This window comes from Vibrio sp. 1557, assembly GCF_033340175.1.
GTDB classification, from domain to species: domain Bacteria; phylum Pseudomonadota; class Gammaproteobacteria; order Enterobacterales; family Vibrionaceae; genus Vibrio; species Vibrio alginolyticus.
This window is the reverse complement of sequence record NZ_JAWOVZ010000006.1, coordinates 62,277-79,358: the sequence shown is the minus strand read 5'-3', so window position 1 is coordinate 79,358 and position 17,082 is coordinate 62,277. Positions and strand designations below refer to the sequence as shown.

At 38.8% G+C, this 17,082-nt stretch carries 9 protein-coding genes; 7 read left to right on the top strand and 2 right to left on the bottom strand.

Translation table 11 applies throughout. The features are described 5' to 3' along the window. The first annotated feature begins 20 nt into the window (after positions 1 to 20). On the top strand, positions 21 to 722 hold the full coding sequence (locus tag R7070_RS10295) for a SprT family zinc-dependent metalloprotease (RefSeq protein ID WP_318141209.1): 702 nt from the start codon (positions 21 to 23) through the stop codon (positions 720 to 722). 8 nt (positions 723 to 730) lie between these two features. After that, positions 731 to 2,527, top strand: coding sequence for a DUF262 domain-containing protein (locus R7070_RS10290; RefSeq protein WP_318141208.1), 1,797 nt, complete (start codon positions 731 to 733; stop codon positions 2,525 to 2,527). Positions 2,528 to 3,985: 1,458 nt separating this feature from the next. On the opposite strand, the gene R7070_RS10280 is transcribed toward R7070_RS10290, so the two are convergent. After that, entirely contained in the window at positions 3,986 to 5,167 is a 1,182-nt protein-coding gene (locus R7070_RS10280) for a hypothetical protein (RefSeq protein ID WP_318136708.1), read from the bottom strand. A 105-nt stretch (positions 5,168 to 5,272) separates the two neighbouring features. Between R7070_RS10280 and R7070_RS10275 the strand changes: the two genes are divergently transcribed. The 4 genes from R7070_RS10275 (at position 5,273) to R7070_RS10260 (ending at position 13,267) form a co-directional block, all read left to right on the top strand. Then, a complete protein-coding gene (locus R7070_RS10275; RefSeq protein ID WP_318136707.1) occupies positions 5,273 to 5,464 on the top strand; it encodes a helix-turn-helix transcriptional regulator in 192 nt (63 codons plus the stop codon). A gap of 12 nt (positions 5,465 to 5,476) precedes the next feature. Further along, positions 5,477 to 6,265 carry a DNA repair protein gene (locus R7070_RS10270; protein WP_213912204.1) on the top strand — a complete coding sequence of 263 codons (789 nt, stop codon included), beginning with the start codon at positions 5,477 to 5,479 and terminating at the stop codon, positions 6,263 to 6,265. Positions 6,266 to 6,926: 661 nt separating this feature from the next. After that, a complete protein-coding gene (locus R7070_RS10265; RefSeq protein WP_318141207.1) occupies positions 6,927 to 11,876 on the top strand; it encodes an AAA domain-containing protein in 4,950 nt (1,649 codons plus the stop codon). Between the two features lie 5 nt (positions 11,877 to 11,881). Continuing rightward, positions 11,882 to 13,267: a hypothetical protein gene (locus R7070_RS10260; RefSeq protein WP_318141206.1), complete on the top strand. Its 1,386-nt coding sequence runs from the start codon at positions 11,882 to 11,884 to the stop codon at positions 13,265 to 13,267. Between the two features lie 386 nt (positions 13,268 to 13,653). Here R7070_RS10260 and R7070_RS10255 read toward each other — a convergent pair whose 3' ends face one another. Then, a complete protein-coding gene (locus R7070_RS10255; protein ID WP_318141205.1) occupies positions 13,654 to 14,979 on the bottom strand; it encodes a tyrosine-type recombinase/integrase in 1,326 nt (441 codons plus the stop codon). A gap of 406 nt (positions 14,980 to 15,385) precedes the next feature. Here R7070_RS10255 and R7070_RS10250 point away from each other — a divergent pair, with 406 nt between their 5' ends. Then, complete coding sequence (locus R7070_RS10250; protein WP_005382296.1) at positions 15,386 to 17,077, top strand: class I SAM-dependent methyltransferase; 1,692 nt, start codon at positions 15,386 to 15,388, stop codon at positions 17,075 to 17,077. Positions 17,078 to 17,082 lie beyond the last annotated feature (5 nt).

The following is a 17,082-nucleotide window of genomic DNA, read 5'->3' as shown; positions in this document are numbered from 1 at the left end:
ATTAATGACGAAAGAAACAGATGCCAATTTTTCAATACGGTACAACTGAAATCGAGTGGGAATTTAAGCTCGATTCAAAACTCAGTCACCACTACGTTACTGTAGAACGAGGTAAGACCGTTCTTCTTAGAGGCCCAAGTGCCTCTGAGGACGAGCAACGAGAGCTGATTCAGTATAGAGCAAGGTGGATCAAAGAGCGCCTAGCCGAAGTAAATCAACCGTTAAAAGAAGAAATCGTCACAGGTAGCCGAGCGCCCTACCGTGGTCGTTCTTTCTATTGTGAAGTGATCCCTGCGCCAGAGTTATCGACGGTAGAAGTGAAGTTTAACCAAAGCCGTTTTAAAGTTCTTTCTCCCGAAGGCCACTTCGTCAGCCGTGAGCGATTCAAACCAGCTTTAGAACGTTTCTACAAACAAAAAGCCTTAGACAAAGTTGCTTCTCGTTTACGCTATTGGCAGCAGGAAACGGGTATGCAAGCCACAACTTTCCACATAAAAAAGTTTGATGCACGTTGGGCTAACTGCACCGAGAACAATGTTCTGGAGTTCCACCCTCGTTGCATGGAGTTTTCCAATAAGGTGATGGATTACATAATCCTTCATGAGCTATGTCATACCGTAGAAAAAAGCCATAGCAAAAACTTTTGGAAACTAGTCGCCAAGTATTGTCCTGACTGGAAAGAGCTGCATGAAGAGGTAGAGCGTTCTGGTATGGGTTTTTGAGGAAAATAATGACAACTCAAAAATATACAGTAAATCAGTACATGATCGATTCAGTGGTCAACTGGGTTAAGTCAGGTGAGATAGCGATACCCGAGATTCAACGTCCTTTCGTATGGGATTCATCAAAAGTAAGAGACTTGATCGATAGTTTGTACCAAGGTTTTCCCGTCGGTTACATCATTGCCTGGAAAAACCCTAACGTAAAACTCAAAGATGGCTCTGTTTCTGAGGGTAAGAAAGTACTTATTGATGGACAGCAACGTGTCACCGCTTTACAAGCAGCTCTCACGGGCCAACCTGTAATTAATCAGAAGTACCAAACTGTTAAGATCAAGATAGCTTTTAATCCATTAGAAGAAAAGTTTGAAGTACTGAACCCTGCAATTGAGAAAGACAAAACTTGGGTGAATGATATAGCACCACTAATGAGTGGTGAGGTAAAGGTGCATCATCTTGTTCCAAAGTACCTAGAGCTTAATTCTGATATTGAAGCGGATTTGATTTATGACCGTATTGATAAGCTCTGTGACATCGTAAAAAAACAGATCGGCATGATTGAGCTGGATTCGGAGCTTGATATTGAAACGGTAACGGAAATCTTTATCAGAATTAATTCTAAAGGGGTCGTCCTGAGCCAAGCAGATTTTGCTATGTCAAAGATTGCAGCGAATGAAGAATTCAATGGTAATACTTTACGAAAAGCGATTGATTACTTTTGTCACCTTGCTAAAGCCCCTGAGTTTATTGCACATATCGAGAATGATGAGGCCTTCATCTCTACTGATTACTTCAAGGCTATGAAGTGGCTACGCAACGAAAATGATGACCTCTATGATCCAGATTATTCTGACATGCTAAGAGTGGCTTACACATCTAATTTTGATAGAGGTCGGTTGGCATTTTTAGTCAGCCTATTATCTGGCCGAAACTTTGAAGCTCGAACATATGAGAAAGAGATAGAAGAGGCGTCATATGATACTCTCGCTAATGGTGTAAAAGAGTTTATCAACGAAACAAATTTTAAACGTTTCTTAATGATTATCCGTTCTACAGGCTTTGTTAGTCGAAGTATGATTCGTTCGCAAAATGCTTTGAACTTTGCTTATATTCTTTACCTCAAACTAAAACGTGACTACGGAAATGAACCAAAAATCGAACATTGGGTTAGGCGTTGGTTCGTAATGTCAGTGTTGACAGGCAGATATTCAGGCTCTCCTGAAAGTAGGTTTGAACAGGACATAAAGGCAATTTCTAGTTGTGATGATTTTACAGATTTTTTATCCAGAGTAGAGGCTACTGAGTTATCCGATGCTTTCTGGGATTTACGGCTAGTTCAAAATTTAACAACATCAAGTACTAATGCTTCTGCATTTAAAGTTTACCTTGCGGCTCAAGCAGCAGCTAATGAAGTTGGATTTTTATCTTCTGCAATTTCGGTCAAAGATATGCTGATACATAAAGGTGATATGCATCATGTTTTCCCTAGAGCATATCTCAAGAAAAATGGTTTCACACAGGCTAAGTATAATCAGGTGGCAAACTATGTATTTTTGCAGCAAGAGATCAATATCAAGATTGCCGACTCTGCGCCTGATGTATACATCGACCAGGTACAAGCTCAATGTGACAACGGTGACTTAATGTATGGTTCGATTCGTGACAAACAAGATTTAGATGATAACTTTGTAGTTAACTGTATGCCACTAGATAATACGTTATATAAGTTAGAAAACTACGATGACTTCCTAATTTATCGTAGACAGAAAATGTCTGAAAAGATAAAGGAATACTATTTCAAGTTATAACGCTATAGGATGAATCAAAGCCAGAAATGGCTTTGATTTCCTATAACTACCCAAGCGCAGCTCGTAGGAACTGAGTATCCAACAAGGCACGCCAGCGAACTATCTTGCAGCACTTATCAGTGCGCTGTCATGAAACGTATGCTCAGTGCGTATTTTGGTGATTGCTATCGCTCGGGGAAATGACTGATCGGAATGCTCCGACATATGCACTCAGCACCCCAGAAATTGATTTATATCGTGAAAGTGTCGATTTTAGAAAGTCTATCAACGGCCTTGCCACGATTCTCGAAAGTGATATAAATTTGTCTCTTGGCAGCGGTGCATTGTCCTGCTTGCCAATAAACAGCGTGATAAAATCAAAGTGTTGTTCTAGGATAAAATAGGCTTCGCCCTCTGGTATCAACGGCTTGAAAAAGCCAAATATAAGTGGCCTCCCAAAGAGAAAAAAATCAGGTACTTACACTCACTCAGTTCGAGTTTGAAAAGCTACTTTCTGGCTTCACGATTATCGGCCACAAACCTGTTAGAACAAACTATTTTACAATGACTTAATCGATAAAGAAGCCATATACACAAAGCGATGCTTGAAGAACGAAAAGAAAACCTTAACATAACAATGAATGAGATTGCGAAAATCCTAGGTATATCTCGCACTGCTGTTAATAAATTAAAAATAAAATACATTGATAGTCTTAATTTAATGTTTCTTGGAGTTGTTTTATTTAATCATGCTATTAAAATAGCATGATTGTTCGTGATAAAGTGTTATATATATAAATATATTTTGTGTGTTTATTTCTATGGGTGGTTGGTTTTAATTTTGATCTATTATTAAATTAAAAATTAAAGCTACATTCCCTCAAAAAAATATGTTATAACTATTATGACTGTTATAACTATTATAACGGTTATAGCTTTAATATAAGGAGAAAAACAGAAAAACTAAAATTAAATGAGCAAAACTTGCGCTTGTTGATTTTTTTTCGTTGTCGAAGAGCGCAATTACTGTGTCGCAAACGACAGTTTTAGTGCTTCGTGTGACACTTTTTATTTGTCCGCACGTAGCGTAAGCTTTCGTGCAGAGAGGTTTGTCCGCAATGTGGTTTTTCGTGCATCAAAAAAATTCGCTTTGATCTTCATCAGATTTTAGGAGTTACTACAGCAGTTTATTTTTCCAGAAAGCCTTTATCTGTGTGTTCGACTAGCATTGTGTATAGGGATATAAAGAGGTTAATTTACGTTTGAACTCTATAGAACAGTGTTCAAACGTAAGTTACTTTTCTAATATTCAAAAACCAAAAACCAAAAACCAAAAAAGTAATTGCGATTGTGTAAATAAATTGAAATTTACGAGAACTGTGTTCTTGATAACAGCGATAATTTAATTTATCTGGTTGAAGTTTTATCTAAAAATGACAGGTTGCGTCTTGGATAACCTGTACTAATTAAATGTTTGCATCAATTATCTTTGTTCATTATTTTATAAATAGCCGCTCGTGATAAACTTGATTCTTTCGCAATCAAAGAAACAGTGATTGAGTCATCCGTTTCTTTTTCTTTCAGTAACCGATATGCAATTTCGTGCTTGGAACTGTCCACCTTACTTCCTGACTTAGAGCCAGTTTTCACTTCATAACTTTCAACTACACACATCGCCTCATATCTGCTCAAGCAGTTCAATATCGTCAATGCCTTTTGCATTAAATTAGAGTTAATCATCCATACACCTGAATCCTTATGTTTCCACATATTAGCTTCAACTTGACCACCCAAGAGCTTTACAATCTTGATGATCCAATCATCAAAGTTAGATCCATTGACCATCTCAGGGAGTTTCTTAGAAGTATACGGATAATGCTCTACGGTAAAAACGAGAATACACTTCGCAAAAGCTTGCCAGCCATCAGCCCCCTGATCCAGCTTATTTAAATCCGTAATCGCCAATGTTGACGGAGTAGAAAACAAATCCATCCATCTATATAGTGTTTTCGCATCTAGTTTTTGCTCACCACGTTTGTGCTTCTCTAACTTAGCTTGCTCATCTGAATCACTTGAATGTCGGTATACCGCAGACATCAATCTGCGAGTTGCTTGTTTATAAACGATAGAATTACGAGATGAATGATGCTCTTTACAGTAGTAATGGGACTGATTTACCCGTCTAAAACACAAGGCACAAAATGGCAATGACATTGCTGTGTAATCTTTTTCCACCTTGTCTGAAGATGGCTTTTGAGGTGTTTTCCCTTTCGCCTTCACAAGCATCTGTTCAATTACATCAACATAATCAATAATCGCAGACTCCTGATCTTGCAGACGTGCTCTTTTACTATTTACTGGATAATACACGCGATAATCGATTAGCTTCTCAATACATGTGCTCAAGCCGCCTGAAAAGCGAATAAATTCTTGAATGGTTCGAGGACGCTTGCCAATGAAGGACACTAGGAACGGAATGTCTTCAGCTAACACTCCTGCTACTAACTCTTCTAAGGGGACATCAAAAGCGTCTAATACTGAAATTCCATCTCTACTCTTCTTTTGAGTAAGTTTCTTCCCTTCAAATTTTGCAATTTCTTCTAGCTTCTCAAGGTTGTTCAGTAACTGCTTGTTCAGCCACACTGCTGCTAAATCATCCACTAGTGTCACCCATTATGTCTTTTGCTACCTCTACAAGCTCATCAGCATATTACATACGATTACATCAAAACAAACGCACAATCAAAACAAACGAGAAAAATAAAAATGATTGATAAAAAATTCATAAGAATAAATGACTTAGCAAAACAACTTGACGTAACAAAAGTAACAATCTGGAGATGGAGAAAAGAGGGTAGACTGCCACCTGCTATAGCCATTAGCCCAAGAGTTGTTGGCTGGAAACGTGAAACTATAGAAGCATGGTTAGATAAACAAGCTACAGAGCTAGCGTACTAAGGGAGTAAGTAAATGAACGTACACACTAAGCAACTTACTGACTCGCAGGTACGTGAATCAGTCAAACAAAAATACGTGCAAGAAATGCTCAATGCCCAAAAAGACCCAGAAAAAGGGACGAGCTTTGATATCTACCTAAATGCATTTGAAGAAGCAAGGGCTGCTGGAAAACCATTCAAAAACCCGACTCAACTCCAAGAGGCAGTAGGTGGGAAGTATACAAAAGTTCAGATCGTATTTAGTGTGCTGGATGCAATGCAGTCAAGAATCACAAAGAACTATAATGAAATCCCAGAGTGGTTTTCTGCCCCTATTGAAGCAGCATTTAAGCTTGATATAAACTCCCTTTGGCAAGCAGTAGAACATGATATATCTCAGGCTGTAGAGACTCGGGTCAAAATAGCGGAACATCAATCTGAGCTAAGACGCCAGCAGGTAATTCAGTCTAGCGAAACGATAGAAGAGCTTCAAGACAAGTTAGCAGAACTTGATCCATTGCCTGATAAGGTCTCAATACTCACAAAAGAAAAAGACAATCTTTATGGTGAAGTGCAGAGACTAGAATGCCTAGTGCAAGAATTGCAGGTTTGTACAGACGCTTCTTTTGAATATCAACGGACTAATGCTGTACTGGCAGTAGAAAGAGACAGGCTACTAGCAGAAAATGACCAACTTCGTACTGAGCTGACCCAGTGTAACGATATAATGCAGCAAGCCCTTATCGAAAAAGCCAAACTTGAAGGTCGTTTAGCCGAACGGCAAGACATCAACTCAAGCGAATCGGCATCAGACCATCAATAAAGCTTATTTACGGACACTCAACCTCAGCGGTAATGAGGTTGAGTTCTCCTTTTCATAAAAGAAGAAAATAACCAAATGACTCACAAATAGACATCTCAAGAACAGTGTTCCCCTTCCCTTATTCAAAGAATCGTGGAACCTGAACAGAGCTGTACTACAACTAATACAATTTATTTATAACCCTTTATCACTCTGAAACATCATCATCGAGCAAATTGAAAGAAGGCAGCTCCCCCCTCTCCAAACATGGGATACTTTAAACACGTTTATGTCGAGTAAACGACACTAGTTACCAAGTGTCGTCCCTCGAAGAACCGTGCGTGCCACTTTCACTGCATCTGCCTTGTTCAAAGAGACACAAACGGCTGAAAAAATTAGCGCGACAGCTCGTTAGACCCTAACTAGCTAATTGGCATGATACTTTGTGGTTTCTTATGTCATTCCCAGTCACATAAACGGCTAGTATAACTTGAGTTGAATACGAAAATGGTTGATCATCAATCATTAGCAATAGTGTAAAAATACCGTTTGAAGTCTTAAGTCTACTTACGAATACATAAGGACCATTTTGTTTAATACGAAGCAACTAAGCCCTTCTAAGTCTCTCATCTTTAAGTAAGTAGATTTTTCTCATTGGATTAACAAATAACAAGAAATATACATGGATATCAAATACTGGGAAGGTGGGCTAGAGCGCCACGAAATTGATGCTATTAAAAAAATTGAAAATGTGCTCAGTGCTTCAAGTGTGCAAAAGCAGAAAGGTAAAGGCGTAAATAAAGGACAAGGATTTGAAGCACTTCAAGCGTTAAAAAAGCCCTTTAATGAAGGCTGGAAAGGATATGCAGGTTTCCGATTTATTAATAAAAACAAGCAAGGCGAAATAGATTTATTAATTGTTACTCATTGCAACATACTTATTGTTGAGCTTAAACATTGGAACGGAAAGCCAATAACTTCAAGCAATGGTAAGTGGTATTGGGGTGATGAAGACCGAGGTAAATCTCCTGTTGAAGTCACTCGTAATAAAGAGTTTCTGTTAAAGAATTTACTGAAGCCATTTGCTGGTAAGTTTAAAAACGAAGGCCGTACTCCCCATGTTCACTTTGTAGTTGTGATGAGTGGTAACAGCAACTTTTCGCACTTACCTAAAAAAGATTTAGCTAATACTTTGTCGCTAGGTGATTTTTGTAAACTGTGTTCAAACGAAGGGCAATTTAATAAACGTTTCACACCGCACCCAGATGCTAAAGTTCTACTTAAAGATATTCCACTATTAGAAAAAAGCTTACTGCTTAATGATAAAAAAGTAGAGGCTAAGCCTTTGTCTGTTGAGGGCTGGTTAGGGCAAGAGCAAATATTTGAGCATCCAAATAAGGTTTATAAAGAGTTTTTTGCTCAAAGTGAAGCGGACAAAAATGATCATGCCATTATACGTAGCTGGGATTTCGATAATCTTTCTAACCACGATGCTAAAACGCCTGATGGTCGAATAAAAATAGTCTCTCGTGAACGTGAAGTACTGACAAAAATAAAACGAGAAAGCAGAGAGCTTTACGAGCATTGTGTTTCATCGCTAACTATACCAACTAAAGAGAAGATCACCTCGCAATATAATGAGGTTGTTGAGCTTCCCCATGGGCATGAGCGCCTTAATGACTTTATCACCACTTATGGTGAGAACTTATCAATCGATGAAAGAGTTAACTTAGTTCGAGTATTAGTCGCTCGCTTTGCTGACTTGCACCAACTACAACTCGCACACCGAGATATCGGAAATCACAGTATTTGGTTAAGCACTGGGCAACGTGTAGCTCTTTCTAATTTCATATCGACATTTGCACGTAAAAAAGAAACCGTTGGTGATATTAGAGATGAGTTGTCTGTCTACAATCAAGATACGACTTATTCTTCACCATACCATTATGACGTTGTCCGATTAGCGATTATCGCTTGGGCTATTTTGGAGGCAGTGCGGTTAACGCCAAACCTTGAAAAAACAATTTCAGAAAAGTTAACTCAATGTGGTGACTGGTATGGTGAAACACTTTTAAGGGCTTTTGAAGGCGAAACTTTTGCTAATGCTGGTGAATTGCTCGATGCATTAGTAGAACGAGAGCCCAGCAAAGAAGCAGCGTTTAGTTTTTCTAGTAAAGAATTAGAGCGCTTTGTTAAGGCAACTAAAGTTTCTAGGCTGCACCCTGAAGTCGAATTTATAACTGAATCAGATGTTAAAGAGGTTTATAAGGCTGACTCAGGTATAGTAAAAGTATGGAACAACATCAATCCTACCGATATTAACGCTGGTCTTGGTTTACGCACATTATCGTTTTTAGAGCGAGTAGAAAAGCTACAGAGCATCGATTTAAGCTTTATACCTACAGTTGTTGATTATGGGATTACAGCACGAGATAGCTCGTTGTATTTGGTTTCTGAGTGGGTTGAGGGCGAAGCTTTAGACCCTTATCGAATGCGTAATAGAAGAAACGATATCGTAAAAAGCTTAATTTCTCATGTTGAACATATGCATTCATTAGGCTTTGCACATGGTGATTTAAAGCCAGAAAACGTCATTGTTGATAAGCAAGGTGATGTTTATATTATTGATATTTTAGATTTTCACCATGATTCAAAAGAACTACTGAACACTGAATATAGCCCTATAGATATTGATAATAGTTCTGCATTTGAGCGTGACAACTATGCCGTTATTAAGATAGCTTCGGAGCTATTAGAAATCGAATGGGGTACTAAAAACGACAACTTCGAAGCGATTAGCCTAGCAATTATTCATGAGCTTGAAGATGTCGATTTTGGTTTTAAAGAGTTAACTCGTTTTAAAGATGCTGTTTTAAACCCTGAAAAAACAACTACCCCAACTGTTGAAATAATCGATATTGAAATTGGAAGTAATAGAGAAGACTTTGAGTCGGTTACTATATATCCTGATAACGGTAAGTTGTATGTTTCAATTGAAGAAAATCGCAGCAAAGGTTATGGATTAGTTGTTGTATTTTCAGGGTTAGGTGGCGTTCAAAAACTTTTCTTCGATGACGCTCGCTTCGAATTTGAGCACGGATTACGCCCTATCAAAAGTGATAGGAGTGAAGTTTCTCGTAGAGATATAGAAAATGCCGTTCTTGAGCTACCGTTTGGTATTCGAATTTCGCAAGGTCGAGCGAGCTACTTAGACAACATTAATAGACGCATTCGTCAGTTTTATAGTTTTGAGAATGCAGTAAAGCAATTCCAGTTAAAGCTACACAAAGTAAAACCAATATCATTAGAGCCTCAAGCTCAACCTGCTGAAGTTGAAGCAAATGTTAAACCAATATCTACGAGTGAACTTTGGCAAGCAATTCTTAAAACGGAGACTGAATCTCATCCCTATGTAGAGCTTACTGGTGAGCCAACAACACACAGAGATAATAAAGATACGCTTATCTTACCTTATGAAGCAGATAGAGATCCACTTGATGGGTTTACAGCTAAAGATCAGGTTGAAGCGATTATTGTTGATGGTGACGAAGATTACTTTGTCGGCGAAGTTAATTTGTCTGCTTCTGGATTAAATAGAGTACAATTATCTCGGTACACTCCCCGCGCTTACCGTTTGAAAGAGAGTGATACCATATTCTTCCGCAGCAAAGCGGATAAGTCTTCTTTCAATAAACGAAAGAACGCCTTAACACGCATTCTTGACCAAGACTCAGTTGTTGAAAATTTATCTGAATATTTTGAACCTGACTGTACGTTAGAACCTACAGATTACGACTTAACAGTTACTGACAGTGACTTTGCTTGTTATGACATAAAGGACGATAAGGGTAAGGTTGTTAAAACGCTTAATGAAAAGCAACGTATTGCTTTTCAAAAGCTATTAAGGTTTGGCCCTCTCTCAATGTTACAAGGACCTCCAGGTACAGGTAAAACGGAATTTATTGCTGCTTTTGTTCATTATTTAATAGAAAGGCAAGGTGCAGAAAGGATCCTACTAGTCAGCCAGTCTCATGAGGCTGTGAATACCGCTGCAGAGCGTATTAGGAAACATTGTAGTCGTTTAAAAACAAAACTTGATGTTGTTCGGTTTAGTCGAAGTGAATCAACCATATCTCATTCTTTGCGCGACGCATATTCTGACAACATTGTTAGCCAAAAAGTTGAGCAATTTGAGACTCAGTTAAAATATAGAGTGTTAAGCCTAGCTAAATCATTAAAAGCCCCCAATGAATATTTAGAAGCCTATTTAGCTTTAGATAAAAAACTTCTTTCTTTGATCACAGAACAAGAAAGTGCGTTGAGAGAAATAGATGATAATGACTTAGAAGCTAAACAGAAAAAAGCCATTAAGAAACAAATTGGTGAACGAAAGTCTCTTATTAATAGCAGGCTGCCTCAAAGTATACGAATCAACAAAGATTGGCACGATAACTTAAGTGAAGTTAGAAGTGACTTAATAAAAGATTTAAACCGCGAGTTTGCTATTGAGCATAATACTTCTAGTTCGGTCCAACGATTAGTGAAATTGTCGAAAGACATGATCAGAGTTATGCAGTCTGGCAATGCCAATATGGACGAATTTCTTGCTCGCTCAAAACAATTGGTTGCTGGTACTTGTGTTGGTATAGGCAATTGGAATATTGATATTGCAACTAATCAGTACGATTGGATTATTATTGATGAAGCCGCTCGTTCTATTGCTAGTGAACTTGCTATTGCAATGCAAGTTGGTAAACGAATTCTCTTAGTAGGTGATCATAAGCAATTACCGCCTCTTTATACTGACCCTCATAAAAAGGCATTGGCAAGGCATTTAGGTATTCCGTCTTCCAATGATATTGATGAATTAATTGAAAGTGATTTTGCGCGGGCATTTGAAAGTGATTATGGCCAGCAAGTAGGGGCCAAACTACTTGTGCAATATCGAATGGCACCTGCTATCGGTTCTCTAGTATCACAATGCTTTTACGATGGTGAGCTTGAGAATGGTGATCGTAAAATTCCTGATATTTACCGTGACGTGCCAAATGAGATGAACGCATTTACTACGTGGGTTGATACCTCACATTTAGGTAAACAAGCGAAACACCAAGAAAATGGCTCAAGGTATAACATTTACAATGAGAAAGAGGCTGAAGCTATTGTTGATGTGCTCAAACAAGTGGATGAGAACAAGAACTTTTTAAGTTCGTTGTTAGAGCAAGTAAAAGAAGGTGAAGCTGCTATAGGTATCATATGTATGTATGCAGAGCAGAAAAGGTATTTAAGACGAAAAGTTAAACAGTCTGGTTTTTCTGATGGGCTTATAAAGTTGCTTAATATTGATACGGTAGATAGTTATCAAGGTAAAGAGAATAGAATTATTATTCTGTCTGTTACCCGCTCAGACCAAAGGCAGTCATCAGGTTTCATGTACTTGCCTAACAGAATAAATGTCGCTCTTTCTAGAGCAATGGACAGGTTAGTTATTGTTGGTGATAAAAGAATGTGGCAAGGGAAAAATAGCCATCTTCCGTTTGGAAAAGTGATTACCTATATGGAAGAAAATGCTAATGAAAGCTTATATCGCTTTGTAGATGCTAAAACCAAGAAGTTTAAGAAGGCGGTATAACGGTTATGGAAAACACAACGATTGAATTTAATGAAGTAGACTACATTGTACCTACAGAGACATTTAAAATTGAATTCTCATATTTAAGCAAACAAGGTTTCCCATTCATTAAGGAGTTTTTGCTAAAAGCTCTTTATATTTCACCACTCTCAAAGTTTGAATTGTCTTCATTTTTTGGTTTTAACCAACGAGAACTTGCGGCAGCAATTGAAGAGCCCATTAGTAAAGGGGAGATTGCATATTCTGATGATGGAAAGTTGTTTTTAACCCCACTAGCTAAAGGTTATTTTTCATCGTTGGATGATAAGCCTATGGTTGAAAAGCCCCAGACTCGAACTGCTTCTCTGTCTTTTGAACTAGCAGGCTTTAATAAAGTTAAAAACCAGCATGACAATTGGCATTCAGGCCTTCGCTTAAAAGCAAATCATGAAATACAGAGCTTAAGTGAGCAACATGCAAGAGCAATGTTTACTAAACACTTTCAGCAACTTGTTCAAAATGATGAATTAGGCGGGTTCAAGATTCATGAAAATTCACTGCCTAGCCTTTATTCCGTTGATAAAGTTACAAGAAAGAAAACTATTGCTCACAGAATTAGACGCAGATTTGAGATCGATTTAAACAACCAACTTAAGCCGTTAGATCTTCGTCAGGAATACGTAAATGACGAAGCAGTGGCACAAGAAATTTTAAACGAAACAGAAAATTTTAGATTAAGCAACAACCTTAATAGTATTATTTCGGCTTGGGATACCTTTGAAGATATGTCCATTTCTCGGTTTATTAATGATGCCAGCATAGATCTTCGAAGTCTGCTCGCTGAAATGGTGGCAGGTTCATATGATAAGCCTTATTATCTGATATTGGGGCCGTTATATGGTAAACAGCCGTTTAGTGTAATTGAGAATCACTTAAAACAACTAAAGCCTTTTAAAAAAGCACAAAAAGCAAAAGTGTTATCTTGGTATGGTGCAAACACTCGTTATTGGGGAATGAGTGAAGGGTTTAACAACGCTAAAGCGACTCTAATTAACTATAGTAACAAGGGAAAAAGTAGAAATTATGAGTTGAAGCTTTACTTACCTTGTGACAACCATCCCAATGTTGAAAGCCAGGCTGGTAAATTGTGGAAACACAAATTAGGTAACTTGGAATTTTGTGAAGGCATAAGAAACGGGTTATTTGATGGTAGCGTTGAGGTTTTGGTTTTAGAGGGAGAGTTTGCTGCTGTGAGCTATCACCTAGCTTTACCTGATATTAGTCCCGTCCATATACCTTTAGGGTTCTTCACCACAGATCAAAAGTTAATTGCCAACATAGTTAGAATTGCTAATGAGTTTTTGAAAAGCTCTGCATCAAACTGCCAACCTAACTTAATCGGCAAGTTATAAATTGGTGTCTGATTTTAGGAAGTTATAGCGGGTGAGTGAATTAGGTCTGTCAAATGTAGGTTGACTGCAATGAAAAAAGTAATCTGAAAAGCAGCGTGTCCCAAGGAGCACAACTCACTTTAGTCCAAAAACCAGCTTGAATATGGGCTAGGATTACACTGACTAACAAAGTAGAACAATGTTCACTCTTGATAGAAAACCTACAGAGCGAAGCTCTGTAGCCTAGCTACTTTATCCAGTAGATAGTCATAGCACCAGTGCAAAACCAAACTTGATGGGGACTAGGCATTTAAGGTTTTCTAGTGAGGCAAGCGCCAGATTAAATAATTAAATGCAGCTAACTCGTTATGCTCTAGTTACATGTTACGCATAACATGCCTTACATATTAGGAAGCAAGGCTCTCCTTCTTCCAAGGAAGCTCTTTCTCAAGGTATATGAGCTTATAATCCTCAAGGCGTGAATTGAGCGCCTCTTCCCATTTCTCTAGCCCTGAACGCTTTTCATCGATGTATTCGTACATGTCGTAGTGTCTGCCTGACACATCATTAATGGCATGTCCCTGTATACGGTCACGATACTCTTTTGAGATTTTGATTTCGCCACCTAAAGTCTTTACCGTTCTACGAAAGTCTCTAGCGACAAACGACCTCACTTTTGTCACTTTTTTGTACGTAATTAGCGCTTGAGCAATTGTGTTAGTTGGCATATGTTCATCAGTATTTGTTTTCTTATAGAAAACAAATGGGCTATTAGTACTGCTTGTTTGTTCTCTAATTTCTTCTAGTATTTTGATCGCAGATTCAGTGAGTGGGACCATGTGGTTCTTCTTGGTTTTTTGGAAAGCTTCAGTGATTAGAACTGTTCTTTGAGCAAAATTGATATTCGACCACTTAATCGTTACCACTTCGTGTGGGCGCTGTCCTCCGAGATAGAAACAAAGCCTTAATACCTGCCTAGTTTGATATGCGAGGTTTAAATCGTCATACCGATGTTCCATGTCATAAAGAAGGTGAATTACTTCTTTCCATGACAGGTAATGGTTTCCCACTTTTTCGGATTGTGTTGGGATATTAGATATAGGGTTGCTTTTGATTCCGAATTTTGCGCCTCGATTGCGATATTTGGGGTCATTGTCATACTCCAAAGCAAAGTTAAAAGCAGCATGAAGAATTGAACGGATTTTGTTGCTTTTCGAATCGTAACCTTGGTCTATAGGGATTGCTAAAGCGTCAAGAAAATCTTCGGCTTCAAAGTCCTTAGCTTTTTTATTTATGTCGACATAAGGGAATACGTTGGCAACGATTTTTTGATATTCGTCTTGATATGAGCGGTTACCTTTATCTTTTTTGTGCTGCGTATGAAAATTGATGAGTTGCTCAAACGTTCCTAATTCTTTTTGTTCACGCTCTTCCTTGGCTTTTTCTTCGGCTTGTTTCTTTCGTTCGGTTTTTGGATCGATTCCTTGAGATAATAGGTCACTATATTCTTTGCAAAGGTCACGAGCTTGGGAAAGGGTCATACCTGGAAATTTCCCGAGAGGTATAAACTGAGTATTATTAGGGCCTTTGAAGTAGCGGAATTTGAAGTTGATTGAACCTGAGGGCATGACTTGAACTCCGAGCCGACCTTTTCCTCGTTCTCCTGTTTTGTCCCACACGTAATATGGACTTTTCTTCGGCTGTAATCCCTTTATCTCTTTTACAGTTAGCATTTTATCACCTCAACTCACGAACTAGCGCAACTTGACTAACAATAAAGTTAGTCAAGTAACTAGTCAAGTAAGGAAGTGATTTAGTGTAGTTGTATGTAATCGTAAGTAGTATGATTACTATCTAGGTTTGATGTAAGTAATTGATTTTATTTTGTTGCTTAATCTTGTGTTATCGTTTGAAACTATAAAACCATATCACTTCTAAGGATGTGGTCATTGGTTCGAATCCAATAGGGCGTGCCATTTATTCAAAAGCCTCGATAACTCTTTGAGTTGTCGGGGCTTTGTCGTTTTTAGGTTTTTGGCTGTAATTGCCACTCTATCTACAACTTTTGAATGGCATTCTAGCCATTGCAATTTCTAGCAATTAATATGGACGCATATTAATTACCTTTCGTTAACCTTTATGCCTGCCACTTCTAACTTTTATGACCGACACGCCGACTCTTTCGCGAAGCAATACACATCGATCCAGTTTGAGGATGTCCACGCGAGTTGGAGAGTCTTCTGGCCCCAGGCTGGAGATCGTGTGTTAGATGTTGGCGCGGGCTCTGGTCGAGACGCGAAATGGATGGCTGAGCATGGGTGTGAAGTTGTTGCGATTGAGCCTGCTCAAGCACTTCTAAGGCTTGGTAAGTCTTACTGTGGCGATTCCGTTACTTGGCTTGAAGATGCATTACCTAAGCTTGAGAAAACCATTAATCTTGGCTTTCGCTTCGATTTAATTCTTGTCAGTGCGGTATGGATGCATCTTGCGCCTACGCACCGTGAACGTGCATTTCGCAAACTTGCAAATTTGTTAGCGCCTAATGGTCGATTGGTGATTAGCCTTCGTCACGGTGACTTTTCTGACGGTCGTAAAGCTTATCCCGTATCGGTTGAAGAGCTCGAAAAGTTTGCAAAGAATAGCGCTTTAATGGTGAGAAACGTATCTCTCGATGACGATCAGTTAAAGCGAACGGGTGTATCTTGGCAAACTGTAGTGATGTCTTTGCCTGATGATGGTTCCGGTGATCTGAATAAGGTTCGCCACATTATCGTCAATGATTCCAAATCGGCTACCTATAAGCTCGCACTACTACGTACTTTACTACGTATTGCAGACGCTCATTCTGGTGCAGTGGTTGATCGCAGCGAAGGTAAAGTTGCAATCCCATTAGGATTAGTTGGCTTATATTGGATTCGTCAATTTAAGCGTTTAATCGATAAAGAGAACATCCAGCAAAGCTCGAACTCGTCTAAAGGGCTAGGTTTTATAAAGCCCGATGGCTGGGGCAGACTTTCCCATTTAAGTCCTGATGATCTTGCTATAGGCACGACATTTTTTGGTGAAGATGCAGTGGCGCTTGATAAAGCGATAAAAGACAGCTTAAAAACCATAAAAGATGGTCCCGTCACTTTTACCTATCAAGGTGATAAATCAAACCCTTACTTTGAAATGATTCGTTCAGCTAAGAAGCCAAAACGTTCAATTGTTGTGGATAGCGAGTTCCTCGAAGGTTATGGGCTGTTTGTGTTGGATGAAAGCCTTTGGGATTGTTTTCGATTGTATAACTCTTGGATTGAGCCGCTGGTGGTCAACCAATGGATTATGGAAATGCAACGATTTCGGTCTAATCAAGAGCGGGGTATTCCACTGCAAACGTATCATGATTGTTTGGTCTGGATTGATAAAGACCATGATACGCGAGTCGTGCGAAAGAGAATTGAACAGTTGAAGCTCAGCCATTGCGACATTGTCAGTGTATGGAGTGGAAGCAAATTACGAAATGAGTATCACGTTGATCACTGTTTGCCATTTGCTTATTGGCCCAACAATGATAAGTGGAACTTACTACCAACATCTAAGGTTGAAAACCTAAACAAGCGTGATCGTATTCCTGCTAGCTATCGATTAAACGCATCCAAGCCGCGAATTTTGGATTGGTGGCAGTTAGCTTGGGGAGAGACGGATAATTTGAGTCGGACGTTTTTTACCGAGGCTTCATTGTCGCTACCTAATGTGCCTGCATCTTGTCAAGATTTTGAGCATGTCTTTGAAGCGATGGGATTACAAATTCGTGGTGTTAAAAGTCGCCTTTGTATCGCGGAATGGTAATGTCT

Excerpts from the sequence above, each read along its gene's own strand:
- R7070_RS10295 (WP_318141209.1), top strand. The coding sequence starts at position 21 with ATGCCAATTTTTCAATACGGTACAACTGAAATCGAGTGGGAATTTAAG.
- R7070_RS10290 (WP_318141208.1), top strand. The coding sequence starts at position 731 with ATGACAACTCAAAAATATACAGTAAATCAGTACATGATCGATTCAGTG.
- R7070_RS10275 (WP_318136707.1), top strand. The coding sequence starts at position 5,273 with ATGATTGATAAAAAATTCATAAGAATAAATGACTTAGCAAAACAACTT.
- R7070_RS10270 (WP_213912204.1), top strand. The coding sequence starts at position 5,477 with ATGAACGTACACACTAAGCAACTTACTGACTCGCAGGTACGTGAATCA.
- R7070_RS10265 (WP_318141207.1), top strand. The coding sequence starts at position 6,927 with ATGGATATCAAATACTGGGAAGGTGGGCTAGAGCGCCACGAAATTGAT.
- R7070_RS10260 (WP_318141206.1), top strand. The coding sequence starts at position 11,882 with ATGGAAAACACAACGATTGAATTTAATGAAGTAGACTACATTGTACCT.
- R7070_RS10255 (WP_318141205.1), bottom strand. The coding sequence starts at position 14,979 with ATGCTAACTGTAAAAGAGATAAAGGGATTACAGCCGAAGAAAAGTCCA.
- R7070_RS10250 (WP_005382296.1), top strand. The coding sequence starts at position 15,386 with ATGCCTGCCACTTCTAACTTTTATGACCGACACGCCGACTCTTTCGCG.